Raw genomic sequence first — 15,901 nt, forward strand, 5'->3', positions numbered from 1 at the left:
TTTAAGAACAGCACAGACAAACAAAAAGCCCCAACAGGAAACTGCCAGGGCCATGTGCTGATCTGAGTTTTAAACCTCTGCCTCAAAAAAGCGAATGATTTGGAATGATTCAGCCATAATATATCCTGCTTATTGTTTTGGAATGATCACTTTACCTTTCCGCACTTTCTTAGTTTCCATTTTTTTATCCAATTTGCCCAGTTCATCCACAGCACCGTCTACCACGCGGGCTATCACGATGTTGTCTTCACTTTCCAGGTTCACAATCCAAGCAACCTGATCGGCCCATGCATTATCATACGTAGCGCCACGGTAGCGCACCTGGAAGGTGGCGCCCATTTCATGCTCGGGATAAAAAGACCGGAGCAGACTGCGCACTTCTTTGGGTGCATCTTTTGCCACACCATAGGTAACGGCATACACCATAAAGCCGTTGTTGGCAAATACCGCGTTGGTTTTGCGGCCATCAAGATCAAACTGTGCGAGGTAAATGTTTTTGGCCAGTTGCGACCACCGCACCGCATCTCTGGCTCCAAAGTTTTTTGAAAATGTTTTTTGCACTTTGGCGCCGATGTTGGTAATATCCACCGGCACGCCACTGTTACCAAAGCCTTCGCCGTTCACAAAGTTTTTTGCATCAAACAAAGCGGTGGTTCCGTCCAAAACTTTCGCGTCGGATGAAGCTTCACGCTGGGCCGAAGCACTTACAGAAAACAAAACACATGCTCCCAAAAACACGATGGCAAGAAAGATCTTTTTCATAGCAAATAGTTTTTACAGCAAACCAAAAGTTTACCTGGTGATGAAAGAAAATGGTTGTTAGCGACGGGGAACGGGAGCAGTGGGGTTGTGTGTGTGGTATAAATCTATTACGACAAAAACTAAAACGGTAGCTATATTGAGCGGTTGGCTGCAGGAGGATGTCAATTGGTAAAAATCGCTGATTGGGCGGCAGAAAAGCTCAGGCTTTATGGTGTAATAATTTGTGGAGCAAAGCCTCTTTGCGGCTGCGCGAAACATCTATTTGCGAGCCGTCGCTCATCACCAGGCAGCCGCCTTCGCCCTTGATGTATTTTTCAATTTCATTGATGTTAACGAGGTGTGAATGATGCACTCGAACAAATGAAAAATCCTGCAACATTTCCTCTACTTCTTTCAAGGTGCGGGACACAACAATCTTCGCTTTTTGCTTCAGGTGTAGCACCGAGTAATTGCTATCAGATGTACAACTGATGATGCCGTTCACATCCACCATTTGCAGGCCTTGTTGTGTGGGCACTGCTACCTTGTGCGCCTGTGCCGCCGTTTGCCCCATTCGTTTCACCAGTGTTTCCAGTTGCTGCGCCATGTGCAGCTGCTGGTGCAGTGCTGCCTTTGTTACTGCCTCTTGCAACTCGTTGGGATCGATGGGCCGGATGAGGTAACCCAAGGCATTGAACCGGATGGCTTTTACGGCAAATTGTTCATGGTCGCTGATGAAAATAACGCCGAAATGATTGGTGGGTAAATGTTCCAGCAGGTTAAACCCATCGCCATTGGTAGCGCTTACATCTAGGAAAACCAGTTGGGGATTATGTGTTTGTAGCGCCTGGTTAGCAGCGGCACAGGAGTGGATGATATCGGCGACCTTTACCTGTGGGCAATGCTGTTGCAATAGCTGCATCAAAGTGGTGCAATGCTCCAGCTCGCTGCCAATGATTAAGGCGCTGATCATGGTGTTTAAGGTTTAGGCTGCATTCACCCATGGAACATTAAACGTTGTCCCGCTAACCTTCAAACTGCATTGGACAGTTAGCGAAATAATAGCGTTATCAAATCAACCAACACCGTTGCTGCACATCAAATAGTTCATCGCTTATTCAAATGCCAGCACCGAACTACTGATCAAAACATTGCCAATTTAATAATATATCAAAGGGATAAAAGCGAGTGCTTTCAGGGGTTTTAGACTGCACGCCGGCAATAAAGCCGCTTATTAAATGTAAGGACAGCGCCAGCCAACTCATAACCGAAACAGGCCCATTTTCAGCCAATGATATTTACTTCACGCTCCAGCAGCACACCAAATTTTGCCTGCACCGATTGCAGTATTTCTTCGCTGAGGTCGAAAAGCTCCTGTCCGGTGGCGGCCCCGTAATTTACCAGCACCAGCGCCTGCTTTGGATAGCAGCCCGCATCGCCCTTGCGGTAACCTTTCCAGCCGCACTGTTCAATCAACCAGCCTGCAGCCAATTTCATTTGCGCGGTACCGGTAGGAAAGGCAACGATCTGCGGAAACTGTTTTTTCAATCCATCAAACTGTTCGTTGGGTATCGTTGGGTTCTTGAAAAACGAACCGGCGTTGCCCACCAGTTTCCAGTCGGGAAGTTTTGAAGAGCGGATGTTGATCACCGCCTGCGAAATGAGGCCGATGCTTAACTCTTTTGCACCCATTGCATCCAGCTCCTGTTGTATGGCGCCGTAGCTGGTATTGAAGCGGGGTGTTTTGAGCAGTTTGTAAGTAACGGATATAATCACAAACTGGTCTTTGAGCTTTCGTTTAAAAACGCTTTCGCGGTAGCCAAACTGGCATTCTTCCAATGAAAAATGTTGCACGGTTTTGTCACCAATATGCCAGGCCTCCAGTTGGTGAAAGATGTCTTTTATCTCCACACCATAAGCGCCGATGTTTTGCATGGGCGATGCACCAACCGAGCCGGGTATCAGCGATAGGTTTTCGGCGCCAGCATAATTGTGTTCAATGCAATGGAGCACAAACTGGTGCCAGCCTACACCTGCGCCGGCTTTTACATAAAAATGCTCCTCATCTTCACCCACCAGTTCAATGCCGCCAATCTTGTTGTGCAGCACAATGCCGTCGAAGTTTTGCGTGAGCAAAATATTACTGCCGCCGCCTAATATGAGTTGCTTGTTGGATGCAGCCTGTAGCGTGTTGGTAAGTGCTTCCAGTTCGTTGATGCTGGTAAACGCAGCAAAGTAGCGGGCCGTGGCATCGATGCCGAATGTGTTGTATGGTTTGAGTGATATGTTTTCGTGCAGTTGCATGGGTTGTGTTTATCTCGGGGTTAGGGTTTCACGCAGCGGCGCGGTGGTGCAGCGGATTTATGTAAATGATAATGACTATTAATTGTGTACGGAGTTTTATTTGCTTTACACCAATGCGTTTTAAAATGAAAGTTTGTGCACAATTAAATCGCATCGACATCGGGCACTACAACCACGTTTCGGAATCGCTTTTCGTTGTGCAATGCCGCAGTTTGTTTTTCGATGGCTTCCTTGCAGCGTTGTATGGTTTGTCCATCGCGGGGCAGTTTTAGCAACAGTTCCATCAGGTACATATTGCGAACCCGGTTCACCACCGGTTCGGCGGGGCCCACTAAGTACTGACCAAATACATGCATTAACGCGTTGGCAAACTGGTGTGCTGCATCGGTCACCACATCCCGCTCTTTGTGGCGGAACGATACATGAATGATGCGGCTGAACGGCGGGTACAAAAACATGCGCCGCTTTTCCAATTCTTCAACATACATGCCTACAAAATCGTGGCGTGCCACGTACCCCAAAATCGGATGCGATGGCGTGGTGGTTTGAATGAGCACCCGGCCTGCGCCGTGTTTGCGCCCAGCACGGCCACTCACCTGTTCCATCAATTGAAAAGCCCGTTCGTTTACCCTGAACTCCGCAAAGTGCAGCAAGCCATCGGCATCCAGGATGCCCACCAGGTCCACGTTTTCAAAGTCGAGGCCTTTCACCACCATTTGCGTACCCACCAGCACATCCAGCTTTTTTTGTTCAAACTGCTGTATGAGCACATCATGCGCATTTTTATTGCGCACCGTATCGAGGTCCATGCGGCCGATGCGGGCATCGGCCAGCTCTTTATCCAGCACCTCTTCTATCTTTTCGGTGCCAAAGTTTTTTTGCTGCAATTTATCGCTGCCGCAAGCAGCACAGGTGTTGGCGGGCGGATAAATATTGCCGCAATAATGACATTTTAATTTATTCGAAAACTTGTGGTAAGTAAGCGATACATCGCAATGGCGGCACTGCGCGATCCAGCCGCAAACCGTACACAGCTGATAGGGCGAATAGCCGCGGCGATTTTGAAACAAAATTACCTGCCGCCCTTTGGCAATGGTTTCTTTCATAGCCTCCAGCAGCTGCGGTGAAATCATCACCTTGCCGCCATCCTGCTTCGCCACCATGCGGGTATCCACCATTTCAATGGTGGGCATCTGCACATCGCGGTAGCGCTCCGAAATGGTTACCAGCCCATACTTGCCGCCCTTTGCATTAAAATAAGATTCCAGTGACGGCGTGGCACTGCCCAGCAGCACTTTTGCCTGCAACAGCGAAGCCATATAAATGGCTGCATCGCGGCCATGGTAACGTGGTGCAGGATCTTGCTGCTTGTAGGAAGAATCATGCTCTTCATCGCACAAAATGAGGCCCAGGTTGTAAAAAGGCAGGAACAGCGAGGAACGTGCACCGAGCACAATTTTGAGCTCGCCGCTTTTTACTTTGTTCCAGATTTCCACCCGCTCATTCTGGCTGAACTTGGAATGATAAATGCCAATGTAGCCGCCAAAATGTTTTTGCAGCCGCCGGATGACCTGCGAGGTCAGCGCAATTTCGGGCAGCATATACAACACCTGTTTGCCCTGCCGCATGTATTGCTCCATCAGCTTGATGTACACATGCGTTTTACCGCTGCTGGTTACTCCGTGCAGCAGGCACACGCTTTTGGCATCGAGGCATTCTTTTACTTCGGTAAATGCGGCTGCCTGCGCCGGCGATAAGTCAAAATCGATGGTCACATCTTTGGGTAGGTAATGCAGTCTATCTATGTGGCGCCGTTCAATACGCAGGATATCTTTTTCCACCAGGCCTTTCAACTGAGCATCAGTAGCGCCTGATTTTTTCAACAGGTCGGCTTTCAGCACTTCGCCGCCGGTGCGCATCAGGTGCAGGTAACTCAGGAGCAACTCCATTTGCTTGGGTGCACGGCTCCAGTTGTTGAGCAGGTCCGACAAAGTATCTTCATTGCTGTACTGCGGGTTCAGCAAAACAAAGGCTTCTTTTTTGGGTGCATAGGTTTGCTTCAGCGACTCCCACACAAAGCATACTTTTTTAGCAATAAGCTTGTTTACGATGGGATATACATGCGGCACATCCAATATTTGCTGCACTTCGTTCAGGCCCAGTTCGTGCTTCATCAGCAGCGCTTCGGCCACCAGGTATTCTTCGTTATCGAGGTCGGAAAAATCCTGCCCGTATTCTTCATTAAAAACAATGACCGTTTCGGAAGAAAGCTTGAAATGTGCAGGCAGTGCGGCCGCCATCACTTCGCCTTCGGAGCACATATAATAATCGGCCAGCCACTCCCAAAATTTGAGTTGCCAGGGTTGCACCACGGGTGCATCGTCAAGCAGGTTCAGTATTTCTTTGGCTTCAAAAGTGGTGGGCTTATCGCTGTGCAAGCGCTTTACCACGCCGGCGTATTTTTTATTTTTTCCCAAATTCACTTCCACACGGCAGCCCGGCTGCATGCGCTGTTCCAGCGCTGCAGGCACCTCCCAGGTGTAGTTTTTGGGCAAGGCCAGCGGTATGATGATTTCGGCGAACATAGGCCCTTGTTTTCCCGATAAAGGAAACCCAGGTTAAAGCTGTTTTTTGTTGGTAAAAACGCGTAGCGAAACGGCTGCAAGATAAGTGGAAGCAGCCGAACGGCACAGTTGGTCAGGCCAGCACCGGTTGCTGCCTGATCCACGCGGCTTTGTGGGCCACTAGCCCCGCTTCCATCATGGCATATACTTTTTCGCGCAGCGCTGCCACATCCTGCAAAGTGTATCCGTCCACGGGCACCGGCTCCAGGAAAACAGCGCGGCTGCGCCCAGGCGTAATGGTAAACAATTTGCCCGGCGGCATGCGGCTCCAGGTATCGAGTAGCAGCACGGGCCGGATGGGTGTGCCGGTTTCGATGGCCACGCGAAACGCACCGTCGTAAAAGCTTTTGAGCGGCCCGCCCGTTTCATTAAATGTGCCTTCGGGAAACACCAGTACCGATATGCCCTTGCGCAGCACCGCTTTTAATTGCGCCACGCTTTTGGCCCGTGCTCCCGCCGAACTGCGGTCGACGGTAACGATGGCATTGCGGTAAATAAATCCAAATAGCGGCACTTTGCTCAGCTCCACTTTACCCAGGGCACGCAGCGGCAGGCGGAATACTTTTACAATAATGGCTGCATCGATATAAGAAACGTGGTTGGCCACAAAAATCTGCGGCTCGCCTTTGTGCAGCGGCACTTCAAATCGGTTGCGGTGGATGATGCCAATGAGCGGAAACCAAAGGTCGCCCCAGATGCAACAGATGCGCCAGATGGCGTTGCCGCCTTTTATTTTACCAAAAAACGAAGCGATGATAACGAAGGGAAACAGGAGCAGCATGATGGCTACAAACAGCACCATGGCGTAGATGTTATACAGGATTTGCAGCGGCCGGACCAGGTAATTCACTGATTGGTTTTAGGGGCAAGATAACGAGGCTGAAGTTAAATGCGGTGTAAATGCATTGAGGATTGCGGATTTGGGATTGCGGATTGCGGAACCATTGCGCATGTTGCATCGTCATTGCGAGGCGCTGCAGCCGTTTTTTAAATGAACGAATCTGCAGCGCCGAAGCAATCTCCTGACTACTCCAAATTAGTTACAAGCAATGGATTCGACGAAGCGGCCGGCAAAGCAGGAGATTGCTTCGGCGCACCAATTGCCGCTGTATCATACATTCCCGCTGCGCCTCGTAATGACGGTTCGGTAAAAGCAAGGGTTCCGCAATCCGAAATCCTCAATAAACCAGCTGGTGCGTTTGTTTCACCACGCCCATCACAAACACACTTTGCACGTTGGCAATATTGTCCAGCTCACCCAGTTTATTGACGTGGAAGTTGTAATACGCATCCATATTTTCCGATACCACTTTCAGCATAAAATCGAACTCGCCGGAAATGGTGAGGCATTCCACCACTTCTTCCATTTCAAGTATTGACTTGATAAAATTAGCACCGGCGTTTTTGCTGTGTTGCTTGATGGAAACATAACAGATCGTCATCAGGCCTTTTTTTACTAGTGCACCGTTTACAATAGTGGCGTACTGCATGATCACGCCGGAGGCTTCCAGCCGGCGGATGCGGTCGTGCACCGGCGTAGTGCTGAGGTGCACTTTTTCCGAAATTTCCTTGATGGTCATCCGTGCATTTTGCTGCAGCAACTTCAGTATTTCTAGGTCCTTTTTATCCAAAACAGGCATTTCGCCTGTTTGCGCTCCATTAGCCATGGCTCATTACAGTTTTATCCTGAAAAATACCGCACAGACCGCCATTTTTCCTAAATTCTTTATTTATTACAGGAAAATAATCTGGTTGGCTAACTTTGCGCAGCAAAACAACGGCGGGACGAAAGGCGTATTCAAATGCTCCCTTTTTCCAGTCTTCCATTTGCTTTTTTGATTACAAAAACAAACAGTTTAATAATGTCAACAGCCGTAAACACCAACATCGACTTCTCGCTGAAGTACAAGGTGAAAGACATGAGCCTCGCCGAATGGGGCCGTAAAGAAATTCGTCTGGCCGAAGCCGAAATGCCCGGCCTGATGTCCATCCGCCAGGAGTACGCTGCATCGCAGCCCCTGAAAGGTGCCCGCATTGCCGGTTGCCTGCACATGACCATTCAAACAGCGGTGCTGATTGAAACCCTGGTTGCCCTGGGTGCCGAAGTAAAATGGAGCTCCTGCAACATCTTCTCTACGCAAGACCAGGCTGCTGCTGCCATTGCCGCTGCCGGTATTGGCGTGTTTGCCTGGAAAGGCCAAACCCAGGAAGAAGCCGATTGGTGTATTGAGCAAACCCTATTTTTTGGTGGTGCTGACCGTCCGCTGAACATGATCCTCGATGATGGTGGTGACCTCACCAACATGGTGCTGGACAAATACCCAGAACTGGTACAACACGTAAAAGGTATCTCCGAAGAAACAACTACCGGTGTACACCGCTTATACGAAAGAATGGCAAAAGGCACCCTGCCCATGCCTGCAATCAACGTAAACGATTCGGTTACCAAATCGAAATTCGATAACAAATACGGTTGTAAAGAAAGCCTGGTGGATTCCATCCGTCGTGCTACCGATGTAATGCTGGCTGGTAAGGTAGCTGTTGTTGGCGGTTATGGCGACGTGGGTAAAGGTTCTGCGGCTTCCCTGGCTGGTGCCGGTTGTCGTGTGATCGTTACCGAGATCGATCCGATCTGTGCTTTGCAAGCGGCGATGGACGGATTTGAAGTAAAGCGTATGATTGACGCTGTAAAAGAAGCTGACATTGTTGTTACCGCTTCTGGTTGCCGCGACCTGATCACCGGTGATCATTTCAAGCTGATGAAAGACAAAGCCATTGTTTGTAACATCGGTCACTTTGATATCGAGATCGACGTTGCCTGGTTGAACGAAAACTACGGTAACACAAAAGACACCGTAAAACCACAGGTTGACATTTACAATGTAGATGGCAAAGACATCATCCTTCTGGCTGAAGGCCGCCTGGTGAACCTGGGTTGCGCTACCGGTCACCCATCATTTGTAATGTCTAACTCTTTCTCTAACCAAACCCTGGCCCAGATTGAGCTGTGGACAAACGGCGACAGCTACGAGAACAAAGTATATGTGCTGCCAAAGCACCTCGACGAGAAAGTGGCCCGCCTGCACCTCGCTAAAATTGGTGTGGAGCTGGACGAACTGACTACTGCACAAGCCGAGTACCTCGGCATCGCTAAAGAAGGTCCGTTCAAGCCGGAAGCGTATCGTTATTAATAGCTGATACCTGATATAAAATCATAGCCCCTGCGAAAGCGGGGGCTTTTTTTGTGTTATCAGCTTTTGTAATGCTGTTGTGCACCTGTTGCTGCCTGTCCTGAACTTGTTTCAGGATCGCACACTTGTGCGGCTGGCAATACTATTCGGCAACAATAGCAACAGTGTTACCAAGCAGCATTGTATTACTGTCACGGTTAACCGAGAAAACCATTTTTTATCAACCTAATTGTTATCCCCATTCCAGACTGGTAACTTTACAAGCTATAACATCAGAAGTTTATTTACACTAAGGTTTTACTATCCTTTATACAACTAGCGATTACAACCATTAAGCACTACACATTTTTAGCAGGAAGATTTAAAAATTAGCAGCGCATGTTAGCAGCATTTAAAAAAGAACAAACGTATTGGTTGTTACTCTTGCCCCTTGTTGGCAAGGCTTGCATGGTACATATTGGCTTTTGGCTGAAACCGGCTGCATCGCTGCTGCAGGAAGACATTTACTACATCTGGCTGGAAGGGAACAGAATCATCAACGGCGAAAATCCTTATGCACGGATCCTGGCCAGCGACATGAATTTCAATAATAAATACGCCACCTATTTCCCGGTTACTTATTTGCTCTCTGCGCTGGTGCAAAAACTTGGGTTGACAACGTTTGCCGACTGGATCTATTTCTGGCGGCCGGTGTCGCTCATCTTCAACATCGGCATTGCTACACTGGTGCTGAAATTCTTTCGTGACAGAAGCTTAACGCTGCTTGGGCTTGCCGCCGCAATGACCCTCATATTAGGCCGTTGGAGCATCTATATTGTGCGGGTGCACCACATTGAGTTTCCCGCAATCTTCTTTTTACTGCTTTCTCTGGTGTTGTTAAACCGGCAGCGCACACTTTCTTTATTGGCGCTCAGCCTATCACTGGGCATCAAACAGGTGGCAATATTTTTACTGCCGCTGTACCTCATTTATTTATGGCAAACCGGCGATAAAAATAACCGCTTTAAAAATATGTTTCTTGAGCTGTTATTGATTGGCAGCATTCCACTACTCACATCACTGCCGTTCATTGTTGCAGATGCGGAAAGTTTTATCAAATCCATCTTGTTTTCCGCAACGCGTTTTGGCGATGCGCATATTATCGCCGCACCATCGTTTGATGTGGTGCTGGCTAAAAAGTTCACCTGGTTTTCCGGCCTCATCGCTAAAGCACCGATGCTCCTGCTCATGGGCATCATTTACCTAAGCTACCTAAAAGAAAAAGCCGGCATGTGGGTTTGTTGCACCATGGTGATGATGACTTTTGTTTACTTCAATTCCATTCTTTTCCTGCAATATATTATCTGGCCCGTATGCCTCGTTCCATTTGAATTGGCTGCACATATGCAAAAGAAGTTAGCCTGAGTCCATGCTGGACTTAAGCACTTCTTTGAACAAACAAGTATGGACAAACAATCAGCATCCAAGGCAAAGATTTTGCTCTTTTCCCAACATGAATGAGCAGCCCACTTTTTACTCCGGCACCAGCAATGTTGTAGTGCCCGTCAAGCAATCGCAATACCCGCCTGAAGCAAGGGGTGCCAGCCGGCTGCAGTATTATGCAATGCTCCACTCCTCTGTAGAGATCAACGCCACGTTTTACAAAGTACCCAAAGCGGCTACCATCGAAAAATGGGGCAACAGTGTGCCCGCCGATTTCCGGTTTACTTTTAAAGTACCCAAAACCATCACTCATGCCAAAGACCTGCAGTTTAGCGGCAGCGATCTTGAAACGTTTACTACAGCCATAGCTGCAGTTGCTGATAAAAGGGGCTGCATTTTGGTACAACTGCCACCATCCATCAAACAGGAGATGCAGGAAGAAGTGGAAGCAATTTTGGAAGGCCTGGTCAGCGATGCAAAGGGCTGGCATATTGCCGTGGAATTTCGCCATCCATCCTGGTACAAAAGCAGCGTGTACCGCATGTTGCAACACTACGGTGCCGGCATGGTGGAGCATGATTTACCGAAAGCACCGACACCACAAGTAACCGTAGCAGAAGATTTTAAATACCTGCGCTTTCATGGACCCGAAGGAACTTATCGCGGCAGTTACAGCGATGCCTTTTTAGCGGAGCATGCCCTGCGTATGGCAGCATGGGTACAGCAAGGAAAAGAAGTGTATGCTTACTTCAACAACACGTTGGGCAATGCATTGGATAATTTGGCTACACTTGATAAGATGGTGGCGCAGCAGTTAAAAATAAACATTTAGTGTGTGATGATCCAACGTTCAAAACTCTTTTCCAAGTAAATTTTACAGCCAACCAACCACTGTTTGCAAACTGCTCAGGTCAATTAAAACATACTCATTCATCTGGATGTTTTGCACAACTCTACTGCAAAAAATTCAGCCCCTGCAGTAACTGTTTTAATGCCGGTACAGGCTAACGCCACCATTAAGCTTTTAGCAACATTGGCACGTATTTTCTTTAACTAAAAGCTTCTCAACAAAATTTTCATTAATGTTTTATCATGTCCAGTCTTTGATCAACCCGATTGTAGCCGACGAACCGGATCCGTCGGCAGCGAACGCACTGCAGGAAGGCCTTGGCGGCCAGTTTGGCGAAATGCGCACCATGATGCAATTCCTGTTTCAAAGCTTCAATTTCCGGGGCGATGCTGCCCCTTATCGCGACCTCATTCAGGGTGTGGGCGTTGAAGAAATCAGCCATGTGGAACTGATCTCCAAAACAATTTCGCAACTGCTGGATGGCGCACCGGAATATCATGGAAAAAAGTTTGAAACGCCTGGCAAAGGTGGCGACCCGGTAATGCAGATGGCAAAAGCACAACAGAACCCGCATCATTTTATCATGGGCGCACAATCGGCACTGCCGGTTGATGCAGCAGGCAATCCGTGGAATGGTTCCTGGGTGCACGATCATGGCAACTTGGTGCTCAACCTGCTCGACAACCTGGTGCTGGAAGCAACCGGCCGCCTGCAGAAATGCCGCATTTATCAAATGTCTTCAAACAAAACCCTGCGGGCTACCGTATCGTTTTTAATTGTACGGGATGAAGCCCACCAGGCGGCATTTTCAAAGGCGCTGGAAACACTGGGTGTAGACTGGAAAAAGTCGCTGCCCATTCCCAAATTCGATTCGTCGAAATTCCCGGAAGTAAAAAAACTGCTCGATGCAGGCATCCACCGCGAACAATATCATTTCCGGCTGGACAGTTCTGAAATGAGCAAAATTTTCAGCGGTAGCGCACCCATGAACGATGGCACCGAGCTGGTAACACTGAAAGAACCACGCGAAAGCTATCCCATACCGGTGATGCCCGAGCGGCCCGAAGAATTTTCACCCGGCCTCGATCCAGAGTTGCAGGAACTGGCCGATGCACTGACGGCGATGAAGGAAAAAATCACGTCGAAGCAAACGAAAAAATAGCAGTTGATTCATTGCTTAGTAGCACAGAAGCAAGCTACATACAAAGGGCTCGGAAAGTTATTCCGGGCCCTTTGTATATCACACTTTCAACAAATCTCTATTGCTATGGTAGTGTAACGATCATTTTGTTACCGGCTGTTGTAGTTCTGTTCCACACCTGTTGCGTCGCACACTTGTACTGCTTCAATACTGCTCGGCTTGTTTTGGCAAAATGGGCTACATTTGCTGCACTAAAACTAAACTTATGAGAACTGCGCTACAACTGTTGTTGGTCTGCCTGCTGTTTACAGCCTGTCAAAAAGAAGCCAGCACCGACAACCCCACCAACCCTTCGGGCAACCGCCTGAAAAAGTTTACCGAAAAACTGGAAGCACCGGGCATGAGCTTTTCCGAAACATTCAATGTTTCGTACGACAACAATGGCCGCATCTCCTCGCTGGTGTCTGAATCAAATGCAGGCGATAAATTTGAATTTGCTTACCCTGCCGCCAACCGCCGCACCCTGCGCATTTTTTCCGACAATGAGCTGTCCATTCACTCCGATATTTTCATGACCAGCACTGCGCTGATTGATAGCGTTTTTCAATGGAACGATACCGAGGATTCATCAGCCACCAAGTATGTATACGATGCCAGCAAACGCGTAGTGCGCATAAAAGAATACGACTACACCAAGCGCACCGGTTCTGTTTTAACCAACACTACTAATTACACCTACAACAACGATGGCGACCTCATCCGCTCCATTGATACCGATGGATTGGAAACGCTGTTTGAATATTATCCCGGCGAAAAATACGAGCCGATTGACGTGTGGAACCTGGGCACAGCTCAGGCAGGCGAAAAAACAAGGCTGATCAAAAAACAAACGGTAAAATCAGGCAGCCGGTTGATTGGCACTGCCGAACACACTTATACTTTCGATGCGCAGAAACGGATCACATCGGATATAGCCACTACCAACCAGGGTTATATCAGCACCAAAACATACACCTACTAATAACAAAAAAGGCAAGCTTCGAAAAGCTTGCCTTTTTTGTTTTACGTCGTTACCATAACAACACTTGCTGCAGCAATGATGTTATTTATACTCCAATAGCTCAATCTTTCTAAAGTCCATCGGGTGGCTGTTTGATTGCAGCGAAATATAACCCGACCTGATGCTGGCATCGCCGTTTTTGATCAATGTTTTGGCTACTGCATGGGCCGTATCATAGCGTGGATTTGCAAACTGCAAAATCTCTTCGCCATTGATAAAATGTTTGATCACACCATCACGTACTTCAATTTCGGCGGTCACCCACTGGTCGCCATGAAAGGTGCGCTTAACCGTTGCAGGCGTACAAAACGAGGTGCTGGGTTTCCCGGCAATATCTACTTTAGTACCCGGCGTGCAGATCTCTCCTACCGGCCGCTCGTCTTTGCCGTTGCCGCCATGCAGGTTATACTCCAGGCACACCGGGAACTGTTGGTCCAGCGCCACTGCTGCAGGGCCCTGCCCGTGGTACTGAATGCCGCCATCCCGAAGGCCCCATGCCGGTGCGCCGGGTGCTGTTTCGCCCACAAAACGATATTCCACTTTCAGGCGGTAATTGGTCAGTGGCTTGTTGTAATACAGCGCACCAAAGGTGTTGTTGAAATTGCCATACTGATCGTACCGGGTACTTAAAATACCATCCTGCACCCGGAAGGTATTGCCAAAGTTTTCACCCTGCGGGTGGCCTGCAATTTTCACCACCCAGCCGTCCAGGTTTTTGCCGTTGAACAGCGTGGTCCAGCCGTCATTTTTACCTGCGGCCATTTTGCCGCCCGAGCAGGAAATAAGTGCAATTGAAAAAATTAGCAGCGCCAGTTGAAAACGTTTCATGTGTATGATTGATGGTTGCCGAAGATAACGCGGCAACCGCTAATAAAAATGGAGTTGCACCGCCGCACAACTCCATAAAAGCTACTGCTGATCGCCGTTTATTTTGAAGTAAACACTTTCACCCAGTCTACCAGCATGGTGCCGCCGGTTACCTGTGCCGGGTCGAGGCCGGTAAAAAAGTTGCCGCCCACCGCAAGGTTCAGCGTAATGCGTTGTGTTTTGCCAAACATCCGTGGAATATAGGTGCCCGACTTTACTTCAACCAGCAAGCCATCGAGGTAAGTTGATAATGTATTCTTTTCCCACACCATCTCGTACACATGATAACACTGGGTGAGGTCGGCATTGGCTTGAATATATCCTTCGCCGTTGCGCACCAGGTTGGTGTTGGGTTTATTGCCATAAAAATAATTGGTGAGGTAGCGAGTAGGCTCCTGCCCTCTTGCTTCCAGTATGTCAATTTCGCCTTGCGTGGGCCAAGGATCGCCATAGCTCCAGAAAGCAGGCCACAAACCATAACCGGCGGGCAATTTGATGCGTGCCGCCATCCGCACTTTGGGCGTTTTTACACTGGCCGAAACATTGGTTTTGCATTCAATGCGGCCCGATACGTATTGAAATGTTTTTGGCGTAGCATCATACGGCGTGGTGGGCCCGTCAACGGTTTGCTTTGCTGCGGTAATGGCTAGGTTGCCGTTCAGCACCTGCAGGTTTTCAGCCCGGTACAATTGCCATTCGTTGTTAAATGCACCGCCATTCCATACATTCCATTTGGTAAGGTTGTCGGTAAAATCGTCTTCAAATGTTTTGGTCCAGCCTTGCGCTTTTAGTGCTGTTTCATCGAGGTTGTAATCACATTCAGCTTTAGCGGAAAAAGTAGTGGCGGCAGCCATTGCTGCTTTGTTTTCTGTTGTGGCAATATCCAATGATTTTCCCACCGAAGGCTTGTGGCAACCGGCTGCGGAAAACAAGGATAATACAATGAGCAACCGGGTACAATTAGAAGCAATCCCTTGCATATTTTTTTGATACAATGTAACAGTTATATAGGGCCGCTGCAATGGGGTTAAGCTATTTATTTACCACTGCTTACATCGGTCCAAATATTATCGTGTATTATTTTTAAGCATGCAAACCCACTTCACCTTAAAAAGAACCACCACCAGCGATCCGGGTTTTCAAACCTTGATCCGGCAACTCGATCATGAATTGTGGAATGAACTGAACGAACACCAGGCCACATACGACCCTTTCAATAAAGTACCCGATATAAAAACTGCGGTATTGGTGTATGCCGGCGACGAACCGGTAGCTTGCGGTTGCTTTAAAGCATTGAACACAGGTACAGTTGAAATCAAAAGAATGTTTGTGCAAAAAGCTTTTCGCGGAAAGGGATTGTCAAAGTTGGTATTGCAGGAGCTGGAGCGCTGGGCAGCAGCCCAGGGCTTTACACATGCAGTGCTCGAAACCAGCATACATTTCAACACTGCATGCACTTTATATCAAAGCAGCGGCTACCGCATTATTCCCAACTACCCGCCGTATGAGGGATTGGAAGAATCGGTGTGCATGCAAAAAGAGTTGGCGTATTGAGGGCTATGTTTTTGCCCCGATGATTGCGGCATTTACACCGGATCGCTATTAAACAGCGTTCTATTGAACAGCGGATGTCATTTCGGACTTGTCTCGGCAACTCTTCCATATTCAGAAAACTCCGCAGATTGAAGGGGATGCCGAAAC

The 15,901-nt window shown here is 48.4% G+C and carries 15 protein-coding genes; 6 read left to right on the forward strand and 9 right to left on the reverse strand.

Annotation, left to right across the window (positions count from 1 at the left end; translation table 11 throughout):
- Positions 1-129: 129 nt before the first annotated feature.
- The 7 genes from EPD17_RS17385 to EPD17_RS20040 all read right to left on the reverse strand — a co-directional run bounded on the left by EPD17_RS17385 (position 130) and on the right by EPD17_RS20040 (position 7,496).
- Entirely contained in the window at positions 130-762 is a 633-nt protein-coding gene (locus EPD17_RS17385; protein WP_132055807.1) for a hypothetical protein, read from the reverse strand.
- A gap of 199 nt (positions 763-961) precedes the next feature.
- Positions 962-1,714 (reverse strand): LytR/AlgR family response regulator transcription factor, encoded by a 753-nt coding sequence (locus EPD17_RS17390; RefSeq protein WP_132055808.1) that lies wholly within the window; start codon positions 1,712-1,714, stop codon positions 962-964.
- A 311-nt stretch (positions 1,715-2,025) separates the two neighbouring features.
- A complete protein-coding gene (murB, locus tag EPD17_RS17395) occupies positions 2,026-3,045 on the reverse strand; it encodes a UDP-N-acetylmuramate dehydrogenase (protein WP_132055809.1) in 1,020 nt (339 codons plus the stop codon).
- A 143-nt stretch (positions 3,046-3,188) separates the two neighbouring features.
- Entirely contained in the window at positions 3,189-5,630 is a 2,442-nt protein-coding gene (priA, locus tag EPD17_RS17400) for a replication restart helicase PriA (RefSeq protein WP_132055810.1), read from the reverse strand.
- Between the two features lie 112 nt (positions 5,631-5,742).
- Positions 5,743-6,519 carry a lysophospholipid acyltransferase family protein gene (locus EPD17_RS17405; protein ID WP_240040658.1) on the reverse strand — a complete coding sequence of 259 codons (777 nt, stop codon included), beginning with the start codon at positions 6,517-6,519 and terminating at the stop codon, positions 5,743-5,745.
- 328 nt (positions 6,520-6,847) lie between these two features.
- The gene (locus EPD17_RS17410) at positions 6,848-7,336 is read right to left on the reverse strand and encodes an Lrp/AsnC family transcriptional regulator (RefSeq protein ID WP_114234886.1); all 489 of its coding nucleotides are present in this window, start codon (positions 7,334-7,336) and stop codon (positions 6,848-6,850) included.
- Positions 7,329-7,496 carry a hypothetical protein gene (locus EPD17_RS20040; RefSeq protein ID WP_165929646.1) on the reverse strand — a complete coding sequence of 56 codons (168 nt, stop codon included), beginning with the start codon at positions 7,494-7,496 and terminating at the stop codon, positions 7,329-7,331. The genes EPD17_RS17410 and EPD17_RS20040 overlap by 8 nt, the downstream gene beginning before the upstream one ends.
- Positions 7,497-7,531: 35 nt before the next feature.
- On the opposite strand from EPD17_RS20040, the gene ahcY reads away from it, so the two are divergent.
- From ahcY to EPD17_RS17435, 5 genes are all read left to right on the forward strand, one after another.
- Positions 7,532-8,860, forward strand: coding sequence for an adenosylhomocysteinase (gene ahcY / locus EPD17_RS17415; protein ID WP_132055811.1), 1,329 nt, complete (start codon positions 7,532-7,534; stop codon positions 8,858-8,860).
- A gap of 378 nt (positions 8,861-9,238) precedes the next feature.
- Positions 9,239-10,264, forward strand: a complete 1,026-nt coding sequence (locus tag EPD17_RS17420) for a hypothetical protein (protein WP_132055812.1) — start codon at positions 9,239-9,241, stop codon at positions 10,262-10,264.
- An 88-nt stretch (positions 10,265-10,352) separates the two neighbouring features.
- Positions 10,353-11,114 carry a DUF72 domain-containing protein gene (locus EPD17_RS17425; protein WP_165929647.1) on the forward strand — a complete coding sequence of 254 codons (762 nt, stop codon included), beginning with the start codon at positions 10,353-10,355 and terminating at the stop codon, positions 11,112-11,114.
- 250 nt (positions 11,115-11,364) lie between these two features.
- Positions 11,365-12,294: a manganese catalase family protein gene (locus EPD17_RS17430; RefSeq protein ID WP_132055814.1), complete on the forward strand. Its 930-nt coding sequence runs from the start codon at positions 11,365-11,367 to the stop codon at positions 12,292-12,294.
- A 244-nt stretch (positions 12,295-12,538) separates the two neighbouring features.
- Positions 12,539-13,294 (forward strand): hypothetical protein, encoded by a 756-nt coding sequence (locus EPD17_RS17435; RefSeq protein ID WP_132055815.1) that lies wholly within the window; start codon positions 12,539-12,541, stop codon positions 13,292-13,294.
- Between the two features lie 81 nt (positions 13,295-13,375).
- On the opposite strand, the gene EPD17_RS17440 is transcribed toward EPD17_RS17435, so the two are convergent.
- Together EPD17_RS17440 and EPD17_RS17445 are read right to left on the reverse strand one after the other, a co-directional pair.
- Entirely contained in the window at positions 13,376-14,161 is a 786-nt protein-coding gene (locus EPD17_RS17440) for a 3-keto-disaccharide hydrolase (protein WP_132055816.1), read from the reverse strand.
- A gap of 98 nt (positions 14,162-14,259) precedes the next feature.
- Entirely contained in the window at positions 14,260-15,180 is a 921-nt protein-coding gene (locus EPD17_RS17445; protein WP_132055817.1) for a glycoside hydrolase family 16 protein, read from the reverse strand.
- A 109-nt stretch (positions 15,181-15,289) separates the two neighbouring features.
- On the opposite strand from EPD17_RS17445, the gene EPD17_RS17450 reads away from it, so the two are divergent.
- On the forward strand, positions 15,290-15,754 hold the full coding sequence (locus tag EPD17_RS17450) for a GNAT family N-acetyltransferase (RefSeq protein ID WP_132055818.1): 465 nt from the start codon (positions 15,290-15,292) through the stop codon (positions 15,752-15,754).
- Positions 15,755-15,901 lie beyond the last annotated feature (147 nt).

Origin of the sequence: Pseudocnuella soli (genome assembly GCF_004347775.1) — a bacterium.
Lineage (GTDB): Bacteria > Bacteroidota > Bacteroidia > Chitinophagales > Chitinophagaceae > Flavisolibacter > Flavisolibacter aquaticus.